Annotated in this window: 12 protein-coding genes; 6 read left to right on the forward strand and 6 right to left on the reverse strand. The window is 36.1% G+C overall.

Annotation, left to right across the window (positions count from 1 at the left end; genetic code table 11):
- The first annotated feature begins 389 nt into the window (after positions 1-389).
- Together JNUCC51_RS11820 and JNUCC51_RS11825 are read left to right on the forward strand one after the other, a co-directional pair.
- Positions 390-2,195: a methyl-accepting chemotaxis protein gene (locus JNUCC51_RS11820; RefSeq protein WP_337992097.1), complete on the forward strand. Its 1,806-nt coding sequence runs from the start codon at positions 390-392 to the stop codon at positions 2,193-2,195.
- A gap of 226 nt (positions 2,196-2,421) precedes the next feature.
- Positions 2,422-3,003 (forward strand): hypothetical protein, encoded by a 582-nt coding sequence (locus tag JNUCC51_RS11825; RefSeq protein WP_337992098.1) that lies wholly within the window; start codon positions 2,422-2,424, stop codon positions 3,001-3,003.
- A 572-nt stretch (positions 3,004-3,575) separates the two neighbouring features.
- Here the strand turns inward: JNUCC51_RS11825 and JNUCC51_RS11830 are convergent.
- From JNUCC51_RS11830 to JNUCC51_RS11840, 3 genes are all read right to left on the reverse strand, one after another.
- Positions 3,576-4,766, reverse strand: coding sequence for an MFS transporter (locus tag JNUCC51_RS11830; protein WP_337992099.1), 1,191 nt, complete (start codon positions 4,764-4,766; stop codon positions 3,576-3,578).
- A 340-nt stretch (positions 4,767-5,106) separates the two neighbouring features.
- Positions 5,107-8,895, reverse strand: coding sequence for a S8 family serine peptidase (locus JNUCC51_RS11835; RefSeq protein WP_337992100.1), 3,789 nt, complete (start codon positions 8,893-8,895; stop codon positions 5,107-5,109).
- A gap of 695 nt (positions 8,896-9,590) precedes the next feature.
- Complete coding sequence (locus JNUCC51_RS11840) at positions 9,591-11,057, reverse strand: amidase (protein WP_337992101.1); 1,467 nt, start codon at positions 11,055-11,057, stop codon at positions 9,591-9,593.
- A 134-nt stretch (positions 11,058-11,191) separates the two neighbouring features.
- Between JNUCC51_RS11840 and JNUCC51_RS11845 the strand changes: the two genes are divergently transcribed.
- From JNUCC51_RS11845 to JNUCC51_RS11855, 3 genes are all read left to right on the forward strand, one after another.
- Positions 11,192-11,923 (forward strand): response regulator transcription factor, encoded by a 732-nt coding sequence (locus JNUCC51_RS11845; protein ID WP_337992102.1) that lies wholly within the window; start codon positions 11,192-11,194, stop codon positions 11,921-11,923.
- A 220-nt stretch (positions 11,924-12,143) separates the two neighbouring features.
- Complete coding sequence (locus JNUCC51_RS11850) at positions 12,144-12,470, forward strand: nitrite reductase (protein ID WP_337992103.1); 327 nt, start codon at positions 12,144-12,146, stop codon at positions 12,468-12,470.
- A gap of 57 nt (positions 12,471-12,527) precedes the next feature.
- A complete protein-coding gene (locus JNUCC51_RS11855; RefSeq protein ID WP_337992104.1) occupies positions 12,528-13,127 on the forward strand; it encodes a hypothetical protein in 600 nt (199 codons plus the stop codon).
- Positions 13,128-13,284: 157 nt separating this feature from the next.
- Here the strand turns inward: JNUCC51_RS11855 and JNUCC51_RS11860 are convergent, their stop codons facing one another.
- The 3 genes from JNUCC51_RS11860 to JNUCC51_RS11870 all read right to left on the reverse strand — a co-directional run bounded on the left by JNUCC51_RS11860 (position 13,285) and on the right by JNUCC51_RS11870 (position 18,943).
- A complete protein-coding gene (locus tag JNUCC51_RS11860) occupies positions 13,285-14,928 on the reverse strand; it encodes a thiamine pyrophosphate-binding protein (protein WP_337992105.1) in 1,644 nt (547 codons plus the stop codon).
- Between the two features lie 32 nt (positions 14,929-14,960).
- Positions 14,961-17,735 (reverse strand): bifunctional diguanylate cyclase/phosphodiesterase, encoded by a 2,775-nt coding sequence (locus tag JNUCC51_RS11865; RefSeq protein WP_337992106.1) that lies wholly within the window; start codon positions 17,733-17,735, stop codon positions 14,961-14,963.
- An 866-nt stretch (positions 17,736-18,601) separates the two neighbouring features.
- Positions 18,602-18,943 (reverse strand): BRCT domain-containing protein, encoded by a 342-nt coding sequence (locus JNUCC51_RS11870; RefSeq protein ID WP_337992107.1) that lies wholly within the window; start codon positions 18,941-18,943, stop codon positions 18,602-18,604.
- A 248-nt stretch (positions 18,944-19,191) separates the two neighbouring features.
- Here JNUCC51_RS11870 and JNUCC51_RS11875 point away from each other — a divergent pair, with 248 nt between their 5' ends.
- Positions 19,192-19,989, forward strand: coding sequence for an MBL fold metallo-hydrolase (locus tag JNUCC51_RS11875; RefSeq protein ID WP_337992108.1), 798 nt, complete (start codon positions 19,192-19,194; stop codon positions 19,987-19,989).
- Positions 19,990-20,185 lie beyond the last annotated feature (196 nt).

Below are 20,185 nucleotides of genomic sequence, written 5' to 3' on the forward strand. Positions count from 1 at the left end.
ATGACACATAGAGATTATGAAAATACATCCTCAATTATTATTAAATTTTATCCGACAGAAATTGTTATAGAAAACCCTGGCTCTTTCCTGAAAGCGAAAATTCAAGTAAAGAAAATTTAAATTATTTTCTAATATAGCTCAATACCTTTTCTGCTAACTTTGATGAACATACGAGGGATAAAGGGAGAACTAAAATAAACTTTGCTCCAAATATTTTATAATTGTATAATTTATGAATAACTTATGTATAACTGGTTGATTTGAAACAGTGTATTACTATGAATATTAAACCCTCCACCACAATAAAAAGGATTACAATATTTGCGTGAAGCGGGGATTAATCGCAACTATGTGTATTATTATAGATAAAAGCTAAAATAGAAGGTGTAATGAAAATGGGTGTTCCTTTGATTAAATTATTAAATACCAGGAGGACAACTAAGCGCTCTAAAAAAGCAAAATCTAGAAGTTTAGTATTTACGAGCTCGTTATTTCTCTCCGCCCTCATAATTATCGTTATCGGATTAATGATTTCCCTGTCCATACGCGATCAACGTGTGGCGTACTTTCGCCAATTTGATGAATATGGAAAAGTATTTAAATCCATAACTCAACAAAATGAACCTCTTGTTGCCGAAGCAACGAAGACAATTCTTGAGCATCAACCATTGGAGGGAAAACCATTCGAGGAACTCCCCAATATTTTGAATTCTATGAAATCCAATCATATGGTAGTGGATGTCTATTTATTAACACCGGACATTATCAAGAAGGATGGCAAAGAATACGTATATAACTCAGAATATGGTCGGGATCCAGTTGAATATGCTGAAGAGTTAGGTACGTTATATGAAATAGATTCGGAATTTCTTAAAAGTTACGAAGATGCAATGAGAAACGGTAGCACATTAACTGATGTTTACACTGATGAAGGTGGAACTTTCATCTCGTATTTAGCGCCGATTAATGACGGAAGCGGGAAACCAGTTGCGTTGTTCGGTGTCGATTACGATTACGGGATTGTTAAAAAGGAACTTCAACGGATTCTATGGACGAATATCACGGTTGGTATTTTTTTTATACTTATGTTAATCGGGTTGGTTGTATTCATTCTTCGTAAAATGTTGCGCCCGCTTGCGCATTTAGCTGAAGTGTCTGAACATGCTTCGAAAGGCGATTTAACCGTTGAAATTCCTGTACTGAACCATAATGAGATTGGTAAGGCTGCAAGTTCATTTAATCAGATGATTAGCGGACTTCGGGTATTGACCCATAACATACAAAATTCTTCGAATGAAGTTGCTGTATCTTCTTCTCAATTACAAGAAAGCGCTGCCCAGACCGAAGCAGCTACACAAGAAATCACAGGTGCCATTCAAAACATTGCTGTTGGGCTCGATGAACAACTTCGTCATACTAATGAGTGTCAACAATCAATGAAGGAAATGGGAATGGGTATTCATAGAATTGTAGATGCATCCTCCGTAGTCTCAGAATTGGCTTCGGTTACAGCAGATAGCGCAAATGCAGGAATGAAGGATATAGAAACAACAGTTGCTCAAATGAGCACAATTGAACAAAACTTGAAAACATCGGTCGAAGCAATCCATGGACTGAAGAAATTAAGCGATCAAGTTAGTGAAATGGTTACATTAATAGGTAGCATTGCTAATCAGACCAATTTGCTTGCACTTAACGCATCGATTGAGGCATCGCGAGCAGGTGAGCATGGTAAAGGTTTTGCCGTTGTGGCTCAAGAAATTCGTATACTCGCTGAACGGTCCAAAATCTCTTCGGAGAAAATAACTGACATACTCCAAGGCATCAGCGATCACACGAATAAAACAGTAGTTTCTTTGGATAAATCAATGACAGAAGCCCAGGCAGGTACACACATTGCGAATAAGGCCGGGCAAACATTTAGTTCGATCGTGGAGTCGATTCAGAAAGTGTCCGATCAGATTGACGAAGTATCTGCTGCTTCGGAACAACTGTCATCAGGAAGTGAGTTAGTTGCGGCTTCACTAACAGTGCTGGAGGGTATCGCAGATTCATCTTCAGCCGACTCCGCTCACATCGCCGCTTCATCAGAAGAACAACTTGCAGCCATGCAAGAGGTAGCCAGTTTTGCAGCTAAGCTTTATGGGCTGGCGGATGAATTGAAACAGAGTGTTGACCGTTTCCGTGTAAAGTAGGTTACTAGTTAAAACCGCACTTAGACTAGTTACGGAGAACCGTATCATAAGTAAGTGCGGTTTTTTTGAAAAATAGTACAGCACCTCCCCAGGGGAGATTTTTGTAAAATGCTATACACAAAGATATTATCCAAATAATACTTTAGCTAAATTAATGTATTTGACTAAATCTAAATCCCTTCTTTGAATAAGATATATTATTCTAAATTGAAAAGAAGGTGGTATAATGTCAAATCAACGAGGTCATAAAGATAGTAATGATGAGTCTAATTCCAAGGAAATACAAAGCAGTGTGGATAGTAAAAATGAAAAAGTAAGGATTATTGTAAAAAAAGATGGAGAAGAAATTAGGACTGATGCTCCTGTATCCGATAAGTTAAAGCTTGTAATTGTTATAAATAATCAGTTCACTACTGCACCTAATACCACGCAAATTGCAAGTGGGGCAGGAAGAAATAGTGCAGCTGGTAGTAATGCTGCAATAGATTCCTCGAATACCGATCAACAGCAAAGTGTGGGAGCACAAGGGGTAGCTAGAAACAGCGGTATGAAGGGGGAGCAGACTGAACCTCACGAACAGCATGAAGACTGGGATGGTGACGAAGAAATTGTTATCATCATCAATAATCAGATAAATAAAGGTCAAAAACAGTCATCAGCTACTCAGGTAGCAAGCGGAAGCGGTTTAGATAGTACGGGAGGAACTAATTCAGCCATAGGAAGTTCTAATACGAAGCAGCAGCATGCGGTTGGTGGAGGCGGTCGTGCAATAAATGAGGGTGAGAATGGTGATCAAGAGGAAAAGTAGCAATTCATTGTAAAAGTTAAAAAGGATTAAAATATAATTATCTAAGTAAACTAAATGAGAGTTGATCCCATATCTTATAGATAGTTAAGAATCAGTTTTTTATTTAATCAGAAGGATAACATCTGGGCCATATCATATTTCTAGTTTTTTAGACTCGGCCGTAAAGTTAATCATTGAAAGAATGGGTAACCAATATTTATTCGCCTTTTTCATAGAATGAATATTCTATAGTGTTTACCTATAGGAAACGTAAATGCTGTTCTGTTCTATCTCTCTTTTTAGCTGATAGTAAAACAGTGTAATAGCGAATAGCTGACATGCGTAGGGCTAGAATAATATATGGGTACACTTGATCGAAAACCTCATTTAGTTACGTTATCATAAATAAGTGAGTTTTTTTAACAGGCACATTCGCTTCATGCGAATGTGCCTGTTTTTCTACTAAAGTATATGTTGCAACTAAGTAAGTCACTTTAACTGTTTCTGAAAATTCATCTCCATCAGCCGAAATATTTAAACCGGTAGTAATGATCGATGTAGAATAAATATAACTTCTGTGTAATTGCTCATTTCTATTCTGATGTCTTTTGTTTTTGGTCTAAATGATGACTAAAGAAAGTTAGCAGACTTGCACAGACTGCAACTATCCCACCGACCCAAGTTACATTCATTAAATTTCCTTGATGGTACACGATTCCTCCTAATGCAGAACCAAAAGCGATACCTACGTTGCTTGCCACTGGCATTAGTGAAGCGGCGAGTCCTGTTGCTTTTGGCTGATAAATTCCTGCGAGGTCAATTAAATATAGCTGAGTAGATGTTGTTAAGAGGATTGCCATTAACGACATTAATCCAATATTTATTAATCCTAAAACAAATTGATTTGTAGTCCAAAATAAACTTGTCAGAACAACTGCTTGCACGAGAAAAACAAACCGAAGGCGACCGATTGCATTGTGGCTAGCAATTTTACCAGCGAGGATGTTGCTGAAAATCGAAATAAACCCATAACAAAATAAGATTATACTAATTGAATTATTTGGTGCTCCCATTTCTTTTAAGATTGGTACAAGGTACGTAAAGACTGCATAAGTTGCGCCAAATCCGAGTGCAGGAATGAAAAAAGCCATCAATATACGTGGCTTGGTCAATAAAGAAAACTGATCACGTATCGAACTGCGTACTTGGCTGAGTCTATGAGGTAAGACAAAAAAGGATGCCAAAAACGCCAATCCTCCTAGGAAAGTGGTTAACATGAAAGTGGCATTCCAGCCGTACTCTTCGGCGATCACAATACCAATTGGCACTCCAACGACATTTGCAAGTGTGAAACCACCGAAAACGAATGAAATAGCAAGTCCGCGTTTTTTAATCGGCATGGTTTCACTTGCTACAATCATGGCTAGAGAGATTAAAACTCCTGTTACAATCGCTGTCATAATCCGAAGTGCAAGGAGCATGATATAGCTCGTCGAAATTACGCACAAAGCATTTAGGATGATGAAAGATCCTATCAAAAACAACATCCATTTTCGCTTTGGAAAATGACTTGTTGCTGACATCACTAGTGGTGTAGCGATGGCAAACGTAATTGCAAACGCAGAAACGAGTGTGCCTGCTTTTACATTAGTCATATGAAGACTTGAAGAAATATCTGTTAAGATTCCGACAATAACAAATTCACTGGTCCCGAGAACAAATGTTAATAAAGAAAGTGTTAAGATAAGCAACCAATGTTGCTTGGATAATTTTGTGGAGTGCATAAATACCTCTTTCTTAGATGAATGTAAATGTGTGACATAATAAATACACAACCTTAACATCATACCAAGAATATATTTGCCTGAAAAACTTTATCTTAGTCAAGTAGAGAATTATGGATCTCCAGAATCGACAAGGATGCAGAGTTAGCACAAGACCGTTTAAAAAAGCGCACTTCAGATAAAGAGGAACTGATTTGTATCAAATATGGCAAGAATATCAGAAAGAATATGTCACAGTTAGTTTAGTAGGAGATAATCTCTTAAAGGGATTGCTTGATAATAAATAATAAAAAGAGAAATTGCGTTGTGCAATTTCTCTTTTTGTTTGAACTGAAATTAATTATAACTTATTCTCGGTAACTTCATTATTATTTTTATTACCATTACCATTGCCATTGCCATTGCCATTGCCATTGCCATTGCCATTGCCATTGCCATTGCCATTACCATTACCATTACCATTACCATTGCCATTGCCATTGCCATTGCCGTTACCGTTACCGTTGCCATTGTCATTACCTGGCTTTACAACCAACACATCAAATGTTAGTGTGTGCTTACCATACGTTACCGTAATCGTTGTGTTACCTTGACCTTTTCCTTTTACAGCCCCTTCTTTTACAGTAGCTATTTTATCATTCGCTACTTCGTAGGTTGCAAGCTTTGTAACATCTTTTTCTGTTGTTTTACCATCAAAAGTAGTTACTTCAGTAATCTTAACTGTAGCTTCTTTACCTATTCTAGTTTCAACCTGAGCTTGGTCAATTTCTAGTGTTACTATTGGTTCTTCTATAACAGGTGCTTTAACTGTAACATTTACGGTAACTTTATTATCACCGTATGAAATAGTAATTGGAGTCGTGCCCTCACCTACTGCAGTTACTAATCCATTTACTATTGTTGCAACATTTTCATCTCCAACAACATAAGTAGCTTTTGAAGTTACGTCTTTCTCTGTTGCCTCACCTTCTGCAGGCGTTGAAGTTTCTGTTACCGTAAGTTGTGCAGTTTCTCCAGTTGTTAGGTCTAGCTTAGTTGGATTTACAGAAAGCGCTACTACTGGTTCTACTACTTCTTTTTCATAGATCTTTGCTTCGCCAACATTCCCGGCAGCGTCTTTAATTATTACTGATACAGCATTTGTTTTTGCTGTTACCGGGAATGTGAAGCTACCGTCTTGATTTAATTCAAAAGCAACTGGCGCTTGTACTTCGCCATTTACCGTCGCAATATAGGAAGCTTTTAATTTATCATTTAAATTGTAATCTAAATCGTATAAATATAACTTTTCATTGTAGTCGATATACTTATCTGTTACCTGTCCTGTAGCGACACCTTCAGCTACTGAACCAGTAATTTCTGGTTTAGTCGTTTTCACTACAATTGGTCCAACATAATCTGAAACTGCTCCTGATGCTGAAAGACCGGTGAAGTCAATTGTATACAAACCATCTGGAATCGTTGTGGCAGGTGCTGTTCCCCATGGCTTGTACTGCCCACCAACCTTCAGCGTATAAGAGCCTTTTGCTAGCGCAGTACTTGCATGTAGATAACCAATGTAGCCGTCTCCATATTCTCCACCTTCAGGATTCATAATATCCCAAAGTTCGATATAGTTAGTTGTTACATCTCCAGTTAATGTGAATGAAAGTACAGCTGAGTCTTTCACTCCATCTCCGTTAAAGGATAGGTCTGTTTCTGTAATCTTATAATCTTTAATTTCAGTTACTGCTGCGCCGCTAAAGTCAGCTGCGAATGGCAATGAAATTTCTGTATCTCCACCGTTGATGTAAATATACCCTTGTATTTCAGAGCCTTTTGGTGCCGTAGCTTTTGAAGCAGTCAATGTAATATTTAAAACTTGCTCACCATCTAGATTAAATGTCGGCTGATCTACTGTAACAGTTGCGTCACCAAATGTTTTTGTCACATCAATTGATACGTTATAATTGCCGCCGTTCCCTTTAATATCTTTTACTAAAACTTGTTTCGTTACAGAAATATCTCGGTCTTTAAGTGATTGTGGACCGAAAGTAACTGTACCTTTCAAGTTTTCTGTAACTGCACCAGTTGCATCTAAAATTGCACTATCAAGTGCATAGGCAAGAATTTCCGGATGAGCTGCCGCATAAGCATCTACTCGTCCTGCACCTTGAGAAAACACATCGTATTTTGTTTTATTTATAACCTTTGCTGTATTAGAAAGCGCCACTTTTACATCGAACGCATTCCAATTCGGATTTGCTTGTTTAACTAATGCAGCAATACCTGCAATATGCGGTGTTGCCATAGAAGTTCCTGTTTTACGGCCATATGCTTCCCCATAATCAGCATTAGGGAAATCTTTTTTATACATTGGAATCGTTGACATAATGTTTGTCCCAGGTGCACTTACATCTGGTTTAATATCAAAGTTTGGTGTAGATGGTCCACGTGAACTTGAATCGTTTACATCATCTCCTAGTGTCTTTGTGGAAGCAAATTTACTAAAACTTACTTTTCCGGCTCCGCCTGCTAATGCAGCGCGAATTGCAGCGCCATCCGTTTGGGACATATCAAATGTTGGCAGATACTCAAATGCATCACCAAGGAATACGCCTGAAATGTTCGGGGCATTCGTTCCACCAGCAAAGTTATGAATAATTGTTGCGACTGCTCCTTTTGCCTTTGCATTCGCAATTTTGTCAACGAATGCGATACTACCACGAGAAATCAATGCCACTTTACCTTTTACATCAATTCCTTCAAAGTCTTTTACTTCCCCGTTTCCAGGAACAGCAACTAGGTCAAATTCTCCTTGAAGCTGTGTTGCTAAATCTTTTCCAAAAGTCGTTCCCATTAATGGTAGCTGTTTTGTTAAGTTGTAGTTGCCAACTTTAACATTCACTTCTCCGTTATACATTGTTTCAGGATTTGTTGTGTTACCAACAGCAATTCCTAAACGAGCGGTTGCAGGCGTGCCCATTGTTCCGCGATTTGGACCCTCGTTCCCTGTTGCAATTACTCCGATTGTTCCAGCCATCATTGCATTATTAATAGCAAATGAACCAGCATCCGTTTCAGAGTTAGCCCCTCCGCCAAGTGAAAGGTTGATAACATCCATTTTTTCTTTTACAGCAGTTTCAATTGCTTTGACAATACCAGATGTAGCTCCACTTCCGTACGCCCCAAGAACACGGTAAGCATAAAGGTCTACTTTTGGAGCAATTCCTTTAATACCGAATTTGTTAGCTCCGATTGCTGCAATTGTTCCAGCAACATGTGTACCGTGAGAAGTATAGAACGCACTACCCTTTTCATTAAATTCAGGTATCCCGGCTGGGCGCTCCGAAGGCGATGTTTCCGATGCATCATCATCTGTTCGAGGCTTCGTGTAAGTTGCTGAATTCGGAATGAAGTTTTTTCCACCTTTATAAACTCCAGCAAACTCAGGGTGATCTACATCAATACCAGTATCTAATACTGCTACTTTTACTCCTTGTCCTTCAAGTCCTTCCTTCCAAAGCTGTTCGATGCCAAGGAAAGAATTACTTGTATTCATTTGAGCTTCTAATTGATCTTCCTTAATAAGTTCCGATGATTTCATTGTATTATCTTCTGATGCGGAAACAATTGCATCAGGTTCGATTAATGTAATTCCTTCTACCGTAAGCAGTTTCGGGAGGTCATTTGCTTTCACAGTTGCCGCAAAACCGTTTAAAACAGTATCAAATGTGTATCCTTGAGTCATCTGAACATTTTTAGCAGCTAACTCTTCTTTAACTTCTGCTTGTTGTTCTTTTACATTTGAACGAACTTCATTTTCTTGGGCTTTAGAGAAATCTTCGCCTTTAACTAGGCTCATTCCTTCCTCTAGTGCCACAGGCTTTTCAGATAAGTGAACGATGACTGCAACTTTTTGATTGCCTGATACATTTTGTAAGCTTTCGTGAAGAGTTGGCCCATCTTTAGACAAGCTTAGCTGTTCAGCAATAGCCGCCTTTAGTTGAATTATACTTTCACTTTGACTATCCTGCTTGAATGGTTTCGATTCTTTAGCACTAGCACTCGACCATGGAATCAATAGAGAAAGCACCATAACGAAAGCTAGAATACTACTTAAAAACTTCATAAAATTAAACCTTTTCAAATCTCATTTCCCCCTTTGTTTTATAGTTGTCACACTTTTCGCTCTAGCGTGATAATTCAAATTTATCATATGATAGCTGATACGAATATATGAATATCTGAATATTCCAAAATATTGGTAATTAGTATCAGTTTATCAAAGGAAGATTGAATCTATCTTCCTAGTAATTTAATAAAAAGTAGAACTTTTAAGTGAGGAATGACCTACAGGGATTCGTTGATTTTTCCAATTAATCCTATTAAGGCAGCAGTTGTTGGTACAGTCGGTGGTGTAATTGCTTATAGAAAATTAGGGGGGCAGTAAGAGGAGTGATTGTAGGGGAATCGGTTTAGTATGTAATCCGGGAAATTAAAATAACTGGCGATTATTTTAAGAAAACCGCCAGCTAATAAGTTGTGATGAACCGTATCATAAGTAAGCACATAGTGTAAGACTTTCATTTTTCATTTCATTTAAAAAGTATCTAATATACTTATCAGCAATCTTATGAATATGTTTTCGTGGTGGTAGTGAGTCACCATACATAAGCAATACTAGTTTTTCCACTGTGTTTTCCCACCTCATTTTATAGCTATGTTACAGCCGCTTTGCTTTTAATTAAATGAATTAATTATACGACATTTCATATATAAAAATATCGCATGTCCGTAAACTAGAAAAAAGTAGGTACAAGAAAAATCTTGCACCTACTTTTTTTACGTTGTCGCAATTTCCGCGACTTCTGCAGCCACATGTACGGGTGGTTTACGATCTTTCCATGGAGCAGATTCTTCTAATTGTTTCCCAAGCTGTAGAAGAGTTAACTCATCTGCAAAGCGTCCTGTAAATTGCAGCCCGATTGGTAAGCCAGACGCACTCATCGCAAGGGGCAATGATAACGAGGGTTGACCTGTTGCGTTAAACAAATTGGTAAACGGCGCGTATGTGAAAATTTGCTCTGTCCATTCAATCGCCGAGATGTTTGGATTATCCGCATTTAGCTCACCAATTTTTGCTGGTAAAGTGCCGATTGTTGGGCTTAAAAGCACATCATAATCTGCAAAGAATGTCGCTACTTGACGTGATACAAGTGCGTTCGTATTAATAGCTTCTAAAAGCGCGCTAGCTTTTAAGTCTTTGCCATATTCATAGCATTGCCAAATGGCTGCTTCAATATTATCGCGTGAAGGTGTTTTACCTGTTAATTCTGCAGCCCCTACAATCATTTTATAAATATTCGCTGTCCAAATATTTACCGTTGCACGTGAAAATAGTGCTTGGTCGTAAACTGGTCGAGCTTCGACTACTTCGTGCCCTAACTCTTCTAATAATTTTACGGCCTTATGTACGGCCTCGATACATTCTGGATCAACGGATGCACCAGAATTTGTTTCTGTTGTCCAGGCAATCTTCAGTGGACGTACCTTTTGTTGAATTGCTTTACTGTAAGGCATTTCTGGGCTTTGAATAATCGAGTAGCATCCTAAGTCTGGTCCAGCTACTTGGTCCAGTAATGTAGCGGTATCACGAATTGTTTTTGTCAGCGCAAATTCAATGGCTAGCCCATTTAATGCCTCACTATTATAAGGCCCCAATGGCACGCGACCACGTGAAGGCTTTAAGCCAACGACACCACTACATGATGCAGGAATACGAATGGATCCGCCTCCATCATTACCATGCGCGATTGGGACGATACCACTTGCGACAGAAGCGGCTGCACCACCACTTGAACCACCAGGGCTATGGTTTAGATTCCATGGGTTACGTGTAGGACCATAAATGACAGCTTCCGTAGCGGCATTATAGCCGAATTCTGGTGTTGTGGTTGTACCACTTAACACAAAACCAGCGTTTTTAAAACGTTTCATTAATTCACTATCGACAGACATTACAGCATTTTCTGCAACACGACTGCCCATACTATGTGGCACACCTTCTGCATGGAGTACAACTTCTTTAATTAAAAATGGGACACCTGTAAAAGGTTGATTATCATTTAAAGCTGGAATCGCTTTGTCAGCCTGTTCCTCTAACACGTTGACAACGGCATTAATCGAAGGGTTAACCTTTTCAATACCTTGTAGCGCTAATTTTGTAAGTTCTTGTGGTGTCACTTGCTTTGTTTTTACTAACTCCGCTAATCCAAGACCGTCATATGATGCATATTCTTGTAATTTCATCTGATCACCTCATTATAGTTTTGACTTACAAATTCATTTTAAAATGAGATGAAAAAAATTGATATTACCCAAAAGGATAATTCGCTTTAAACGAGAATATATGAATCTAAAATAGAAAATAGGAGGAATTGATATTGTATGAGCATAAAGAGGTGGAGTATTTATTAGAAGCAACGTTTAAGATTTCGAATATCAATATGCAACAAACAAGTGAAAACTTTAAATTGAATATGTTGCAAGTATTGAGTGAATGTTTTCAATATGAGCATACGTTATTTTGGGAAGTGGTAGATGGGGAGTTAATTGAACAACCTGTCTGTTTCAATGTAGAGCCATATACGGTACAAAGTTATCTACATGAGTATAAATATTATGATCCTTTACACCCTGTGAATATGCAAAACCAACCCGGTATTCAATTAATGCAACGAAATGATGTAATATCGATGAAGAAAAAGCAGCATTATGTTGAGCGCTTTTTACAAATAAATGATTTTAAAGATGAAATGGTTATGTATCTGTACAATCAGCAAAAGCCAACAGCGGCTATTGGCTTTTTACGAAAAGAAGGGGAAACACCATTTACAGAGCAGGATAGTCAAAAGCTATTGTATGTAAAGCGGATGATTGAAAACATTTATTTATTACATCAATATGTTCAGCCAGGCGACTCATTGCGAACTACACGACGTGAAGAAGAGCTGTTAATGTATTTATGTAAGGGATTTAAAAATGCGGAAATTGCCAGTTATTTATATGTCAGTGAAAATACAGTAAAGAAACATCTGCAAAATTTGTATCGGAAATTTCAAGTAACTTCCAGAACGCAGCTTGCATTAAAATACGCAGAAAGCTTTCGATCTTAAAAATTAGATGTTGGTAATCAGTTTTAACCTGAGCAAAGGAAGGGAGCCAAAGCGAAGAAAAATATAGCGCACCTTAGTATGTTAAAGGGAACCGTATCATAAGTAAGGTTATTAAAAAGACCACACCTAGAACGTTGATATTACAATGTTTTAGGTATTTTTATTAACTCTAAATTAAAGTTATGATAAGCTAGAAAAGGGAAATTTAGGAGAAATGCTGATGAAAAAGCTTTGGCGATGGGTTGATCTAGTAGTTATCTATATAATTGGCATTTATCTTAGTCTCTTATCTGGTGTATATCTTTTGGATGGTAGAACAGCTTTAGATACGAAGAAGATCGACAACAACATAAAGAAGTTGCGGATGTATCCATGGTTTAATGAACTATATGAACATGAAGAACATCACCGTTCATTCTTTGCTAATATAAAAGTTAGAAAATACTTAGAAAGCTCTATACGTGTTTCTAGGTTACTTAACAATGAGCGGGAGCAAAAAAGGTTTATAAAAATGTTAGAAGAAGTAGCGCAAGTACGAAATAAATGAACCGAGCTTACAGAAATGTATCATAAGCAAGTAAGGTTTTTATCGGAGGGTCGAATAATGAAAAAGGCAGAAATGATGGATGAGTATTTTAATTCTTATGGGAAAGAAATTAGTAGTTCTGAGATTTATCATGTTGTAGATTTAATTTTCAAGATTAATTTAGATGAGGCACCTATTTTATCGAAAGAGAAGGAAAAGGCAGATGGAATTTCTTCATCAACAGGAAGAGAAGCAATAGATTCCCGTCTAAATCAATACGACAGCGAAATCACAGGGGCAGAAGTTCGTAAAATAATAAATGAAATTTTGGGTGTTAATTTAGAAGCGATATCATCATTAGAAGGAGCAAGAATTTCTTTATATTCAAAAGGTCAGTGGATTGTACAACATGAAAAAGACTTATTTGTAGTATACACTGGAGAAAGTGATATTGATGTGAAGGTCTTTCCAACGCAATATTTCACTGAACAAACTGGGCTAGTAGAATTACCTACTGACTTACAGCATGCACTAACGAGTATAGGGTATTACTTCGATGAGAAAAACGATAGTTACTATTTCTCAAACCCCACAGGTGAAGCTGTTCCAGATGCCTTCAAAGGAAAAACAATAGGCGCTATACTTGGAGTCATTCAACATTCATTTTCAAATTTATAAACAAACAGATACATAGAAGCTATTAGTTGGAGATAGAAAAATGTAATTATCCATAGACATAACAGGGGTATAACTAGAAGAGAAAAAAAAGTCATATAGGGGAATATGATTCCATCTATATGACTTTTCACATTTAGTTATACAACTTTAAAAGCTCTTACTTTCCGAAAGAAGATAAAAATTTAACTCGGTCTCCCATAGGAGGCGTATTATTATCTGTTAAAACTACTTCCAAGACTGCTGGACCATTTAAATTCGATAAGTTATTAATCATATCTTGGTTAATATCTTGTAGTTCTGTTACTTGGAAACTTGGTATACCCATAGCTGAAGCCATAGCACTAATACTAACTGGATTTTGCTCAAAAGATGGGTGAGTACGATGGAACTGTAGATTATGTCCATGGTATACCATTCCTAAACGAGCATTATTCATAACGATAAACAAAATCGGTAGATTATATTCTTTTGCTGTTAATATTTCCATTCCATGCATGAAGAAGCAACCATCACCTGTGATACATACAACAGGGCGTTCTGGTTCAGCTAACTTTGAGCCAATGGCAGAACCAATTCCACTTCCCATTGCACCAAAATGGACATTAATATCAAAAGTATCATAATCTAAAACATTCATGTGATGAATGACATAGGACATAAATTCACCAATATCAATTGTATACCTAGTGGAAGATGGTAAATATTTTTGAATATTTAATAGAACGTTTTTCGTATTATACTCCTCTGTATCTCCAAGAAGCTCTTTATTTTCTTTAACCTCAAGTGCAGTCCCTTTTTTTGTTGCCCCTTTAGCTTTTAATTCTTCTATAAGGAATAGTAAACTTAAATTTATATCACCTAGCACAGGTATATCAATTTCATATTTTCGATTGAACACCGTTTGATCATAGTCCATTTGTATAGAAAAACGATTTTTCGTAAGATTTAAGTTGTAGTTATTTGTTGCTGTTTCTCCTAAACTTGAACCTACGATTAACAATACTTGCCCATCGCCTTCAGCTATTAATTCTGAGGCAGCCTCGTGGCCAGCAAAACCGAAAACACCAGCCAGAAGAGGATGATTCTCTGGAATGTATCCTTTTGCTTGCGGTGTTGTTAGAATTGGCCAATTCAGTAATTCAGCTAACTCTAGTAATTGCTCAACTGAATTCCTTACACCTTGTCCTGCCAAAATGTAACCATTTTTTCTTTTCATTAGCTCTTCAGCTACATTGTTAATGGTATCTATATTAGGAACTATTGCTGTTCTTTTTGGTGGGGCTGGTATTTCTATGTTTTGAACTATTTCGTGTTGAACATCTATTGGTATAGCAATATGTACTGGACCAGGCACTCCTGACATAGCGATTTCAGTGGCCTTTACTACTTCTTTCAGTAAATCCTTTGATTCTTTAACCGTTACACTATATTTAGTGACTGGTTGGAAGATCGGTTGAGCATCCAACTCTTGAGAAGCATTTAAACCGATTGTGTTAACTGGAACAGCACCGGTTAAAAATAAAACCGGTAAATGTTCCCGCATGGCATTTGCAGCACCAGTTACTAGGTTTGTTCCACCAGGTCCACTACAAGCAATACATACACTCATCTGGTTTGTATATTTTGCGTAAGCTGCGGCCATGTAGGTCGCAGCGCCTTCATGTTTTGTTACAATCGGTGTTATTTCTTTCATATCATACAGTTCATCAAAAAATGCATTGACTGAACCTGCTGGAATACCAAAAATATATTGAACACCGTTACTTTTTAAATATTCTAAGACCGTACGAGCTGCTTTCATCATAAAACTCCTTTATCTTCTAAAATAGAAAACTAATAGAAATATTTTTTCATAATATCTTCAGCCTTCATGGGCTTACTGAAAAAATATCCTTGCATTAAATGACAATTTTGTGCCAGTAAAAAATCAGCCTGTTCTTGTGTTTCAACTCCTTCAGCAATAACCTCAAGTTTTAAATTTTGAGCTAGGGTAATGATCGTATTGGTAATAGCAGCTGCATCATCCATTAACATTTCTTGTACAAAGGATTTATCAATCTTCAATGTAGAAATCGGTAAATTTTTTAAATAACCCAAAGATGAATATCCTGTACCAAAATCATCAATGGCTAAATTTACCCCAAGACCCTTTAATTGTATCATTGTTTTTAATGTTAATTGTGTATTTTTAACAATTAAATTTTCTGTAAGCTCTAGTTGTAAATACTCAGGTGACAGATCTGTTTCTTTTAGGACATTTTCTACAATAGAATATAAATTATTCTGTTCGAACTGATGGACCGATAAATTTACAGACATACTAATCAAAGGATATCCTTGATTATGCCATTTTTTTAATTGCTTGCATGCCTCTTTAAGAACCCACTCACCTATAGGGACGATTAAACCTGTTTCTTCAGCAATTGGAATAAACTTATCTGGTGTTATCATTCCGTGTTCTCGATGATTCCATCTTAGTAAAGCTTCAACACCCTTAATTCTGTTTGTTTCATAGTTTATTTGTGGCTGATAAAAGACAATAAGTTCATCTCGTTCTATAGCCTTATATAAATCATTTTCAAGTTTGATAGTTTCAAAAGTTCTTGTATCCATACCTTCGCTAAAGAAATGATAGCTAGTACCTGGTGTTTCTTTCGACTTGTACATAGCTGTGTCTGCATTTTTGATTAACTCATCTGTAGTCTCACCGTTATCAGGAAACAGGCTTATACCAATACTTGTTTTAATATATATTTCATTGTCTATTAGGTTGAAAGGTTTAGAGAAAGAAGCATTTATACAATTAATGACCCCCAAAATGTCATGTTCACAATTAATTTTAGGTATATAGATTGTAAATTCATCCCCTCCTTGCCGTGATACGGTTGCTCCTTCCGGAACGCAAGCACTTAAGCGTTTGGCAACATCTTGGAGCAATAGATCACCATAGCTATGTCCTAGAGAATCATTTACTAACTTAAAACGATCTAAATCCAAATATAAAACTGCCGATTTATTTCCATTCGCTTTTGCATACTTCAGCCCTTGAGTTAGTCTTTCTATTAAAAGAACTCTATTGGGTAAACCCGTTAAACTATCAAAATAAGCGTGATATTTAATCTTTTCTTCTAGTTGCTTTCTTTGAGTTATATCTTTAAATGTAACAACTTCTCCTACAATTTTGTCTCCTTCTCTTATTAAGGAGGTTACATATTCTACTGGAAAGTTGGAGTTATTCTTTCTAAAAAACACCTTGTAGCTGTTGAAATTTGTATTTAATAAAGATGAAACAATCATTTTATCCTCTGTTTCACTACCGCTAATAATATCGACGGATTTTCCGATTAATTCTTTCTCTGTTTCATAACCCAACATAAGTGCACCTGCTGGATTGCAGAATGTAATGTTTCGATCAAGATCTAATCCAAAGATTCCTTCACCTGCAGAATTGAGAATTAACTCTTTTTCACGGCTAAGCTGCTGTAACTCTGTAACAACTCTTTCAAGTTCTCTATTTTTGGCTATTACTTCTGAGGTTCTCTCCTCGATAATAATTTCTTGCTTTTCCATATATAAAAGGTTTGATAATGCAGATGCTGTAGTATCAACAATTGATTGGGCTAGCTGTAATTGAGTTTCTGAATAGAAAAATGCTTTTTTTTCAAGATTAACAATAGATATTTGTCCTAAAATTTCACCCATTGAAATCAAAGGAAACATAACTAAACCGTTTATGCCGAAATTGCGACAAACTTCATGATTTGGCCTCTCATCTTCAAATACATTTGGAATAAGAATTGCTTTTTTAGTTTTAAAAACCTCTTGCATTACGGCATCATTGCTTTGATCAATTTTTATTTTGTTATGTGTTTTTAACCAATTTTCTTCTGTCCAATCACTATCCTTACTCAATTTAGCCGGTTTAATTCTTTTTTCTGCTAAAGGATCTAATAGGTGAACACCTATATTCATATTTTTTAAAACCTTTTCTAAATAGAAAAAGCATTTATCAAGGCTCTCTTGTAGTGAGGAGCACATTGATAAATCACGTGTAACATCAAGTAGCAACTGTTTTTCGTTAATAAGTCGTTCTTTATAAGCTAAGATGTTTGCATTTTGAATAGCAACAGCAGCCATATTTACATATGCCTCAACCGTTTGAATTTCATCGTCTGTTAAGTTCATTGGAATTCCATAATCAAATAAAAAAACAAGGCCAAATAACTCCTGTTCAAAGGAGATGGGAAGAACTAATAAAGATTTAATATGAAACCCCTCGACAGCTCTAGGATCAGGTCGATTATCTTTTGAGGTATCAGGAATATAGACGGTTTTCTTTGTTTCAATTACTTCTTTTGCCAGCAAATCTATTTCGGTGTCAATTACATGCATATTCAATGTCCAGCCATTAATAACTTCTGGTTTTCCTACATATCCTCTGAATGTTCCATCTTCTTGTGGTAAATAAATGCCCACAGAATCACATGTGACGATTTCTTCAGATATTGCTATTGTTACCTGCTCCAATACTTCACGTAAATCTTGCTTCATGTTTATCATTTTAGTAATATTGGCCAGTCGAGAATACCTCGTTTGTTCCATAGACATTTATATGAACCCCCAATTTTTTATCATTGTCCTGTATAAATTATTATTAAACTTTTTATTTTTTCGTATCGAATGTCCCATTCTTTTTATTTTACAGTAGTGATATACAGGTAGGTAAAAAAATGTAGAAATTAGTTAAAATTCCTTAAAAATATTATTTGTTTTAACTATTATCATTTCTATGTAGGACTACAATCCTCCTTTATTAGGTGTTGCTTTCGTTTTAGAATTATCATGGGTACCTAAATCAGGGGAGTTTCCGCATAAACTTCGAATAGTCGAGCCAGCTTGTCAACGAATTATTGGGTTGGCCTGGTCAGAAAAGCGCTACTTTATACCAATTGCTAAGCAGTTTCGTCAATTTGTTTTAGAATACTTTTTAATGATTTCTCAAAAATGATTTAATGTCCCACTTTTTAAATATTAATAAAATTAGAGTAGGGAAGTTATTATATAAACAAAAAAATAAGCTGTATAGAAAGATTGAATGTTAATAACTTCTATACAATTTATTTTTTCCTTATATAAAACATGCATCTTAGTTCATGATCAACACTCTAAAAAATTGATCATGTATGCCACCAGATTTACACTGGGCATAAACATAATCAAGATGCATAGTAAGAGCTATTATCGTACTTTTTATTGCTAGGCCACTAAAAGGAACGGGTCTAACAAAATTTTGCTGAGCACAAAGCCGATTCCGGACCCAATTATGCTGAGGCATAATTAATATTTTTTGTTTAGTCAATTGTTCTAGTTCTTCTAGAATTGTAAGCTTTTGAGGTAATAAAATATGTGAAAAGGTATGAGAACATAGTTTGTTTTACATACCTTTTTAGATGAGTTGAATTAAAGAATGATGTTTAAATTGGAGGCAGCCCTTCTTTTTGCATTGAAATGAGCCAAATAAAATCATCCTCAATAATAATTTGAATGTCTTGGCCGAGGGTAATCAATTTCTCGGCTTTTAATTGTTTCGTACTTATACCGCGACGTTTGTCCCCAAGAATAACGAAATCTGTATCTTGTGTCACAGTCCCTTGCATAATCCCTCCACAAGCTCTTACTCTTTTCGCAGCCTCTGAACGTGTCATAGTGGAAAGAGCCCCTGTAAAGACAATTTGTTTATTATAAAACGGATGCATCAAGCACTCGGATGGGTCAGAAAGTAAAATGATTTCTGTGTTGTCCTTATTGTTGTTCATGTTGACTCTCCTTGATTGAAATGAAAGATTTCTACCTTTATGGAGAATAGTATCATATAGATCTCTTCTTCATGAATACTTGTATCAATAGATAAAACAGCTTAAACCGATTTCGTAATTTTTTTCCAAAAGAAGGGTTTTTATAAATGCAGCTCGAACTATGGAATAGTGAGGATAAAAAATTAAAGCCTTTATTCGAAAAGTTAGCTCATTAGCAAGGGGAAATAAGGGGAAAAGGATGGTTCATAGTGATTCAATTCCATAAAAATAATATTACCGTTTTTCAAAGTGCATTATATATGACTACCTCTGCAATTATTCAAACTAATGAAGCAGTAATTATGACAGACCCTAATTGGTTACCTACTGAAATTGAAGAAATTAAGAGCTATATAAACAGGGTTATAGGCGATAAACAACTATATATTATTTACACACATAGCGATTTTGATCATATTATCGGATCTGGGGCATTCCCAGAAGCTAAAGTAATTGCCTCTAAACAATTTAATGAAAATCCTAACAAAGAAGACAGCATTCAAAAAATTAAACAATTTGACCAAAAATATTATTTGAATAGAAACTATTCACCTGTATATCCAACTGTAGATATTGTTGTTTCAGAGGATGGGCATAAATTAGAATTAGATTCCCTAACCATGACATTTTATCAAGCACCTGGTCATACGAATGATGGTTTATTTACAGTTATTGAGCCTTATGGTCTGTTTCTTTCTGGTGATTATTTGTCAGATATTGAGTTTCCATTTATTTTTAGTAACTATAATGATTATGTAAATACGGTCAATAAAGCTGAAAATATTTTGCTTAATCATCATATAACGACACATATACCTGGACACGGTTCGACAACACAAAATCTACAGGAAATTCAAAAAAGAATAAACGATTCGAAGTTTTATTTAGAGAAGCTTCCTCATGATAATGGAGAGTTGGAAAGATATTTAAGTCTAGAGTATCCATTTTTTGAAGGAATGAAAAGCATCCATACTGACAATAAGACGATGGCTAAAGAAAATGTGTAAAAGGCTGATAAAAGGGAGACCAATCATTTTAGTCGGTCTCGTTTATTTTTAAGCTTGCCCTTCAATTATTAATGATGATTATTATCTTCTGTGTCTTTAAAAAATAATATACACGTTTCTGTTTGTTCCATTTAGATATTCTCTAACTTCTGCGTACATATTTTCTGTACATTTTCCAATACTATATCTAGATTAT

Source organism: Lysinibacillus sp. JNUCC 51, assembly GCF_015999525.1.
Taxonomy (GTDB): domain Bacteria; phylum Bacillota; class Bacilli; order Bacillales_A; family Planococcaceae; genus Lysinibacillus; species Lysinibacillus xylanilyticus.

Excerpts from the sequence above, each read along its gene's own strand:
- JNUCC51_RS11855 (WP_337992104.1), top strand. The coding sequence starts at position 12,528 with ATGAAAAAGGCAGAAATGATGGATGAGTATTTTAATTCTTATGGGAAA.
- JNUCC51_RS11825 (WP_337992098.1), top strand. The coding sequence starts at position 2,422 with ATGTCAAATCAACGAGGTCATAAAGATAGTAATGATGAGTCTAATTCC.
- JNUCC51_RS11860 (WP_337992105.1), bottom strand. The coding sequence starts at position 14,928 with ATGAAAGCAGCTCGTACGGTCTTAGAATATTTAAAAAGTAACGGTGTT.
- JNUCC51_RS11850 (WP_337992103.1), top strand. The coding sequence starts at position 12,144 with ATGAAAAAGCTTTGGCGATGGGTTGATCTAGTAGTTATCTATATAATT.
- JNUCC51_RS11870 (WP_337992107.1), bottom strand. The coding sequence starts at position 18,943 with ATGAACAACAATAAGGACAACACAGAAATCATTTTACTTTCTGACCCA.
- JNUCC51_RS11830 (WP_337992099.1), bottom strand. The coding sequence starts at position 4,766 with ATGCACTCCACAAAATTATCCAAGCAACATTGGTTGCTTATCTTAACA.
- JNUCC51_RS11840 (WP_337992101.1), bottom strand. The coding sequence starts at position 11,057 with ATGAAATTACAAGAATATGCATCATATGACGGTCTTGGATTAGCGGAG.
- JNUCC51_RS11865 (WP_337992106.1), bottom strand. The coding sequence starts at position 17,735 with ATGTCTATGGAACAAACGAGGTATTCTCGACTGGCCAATATTACTAAA.
- JNUCC51_RS11820 (WP_337992097.1), top strand. The coding sequence starts at position 390 with ATGAAAATGGGTGTTCCTTTGATTAAATTATTAAATACCAGGAGGACA.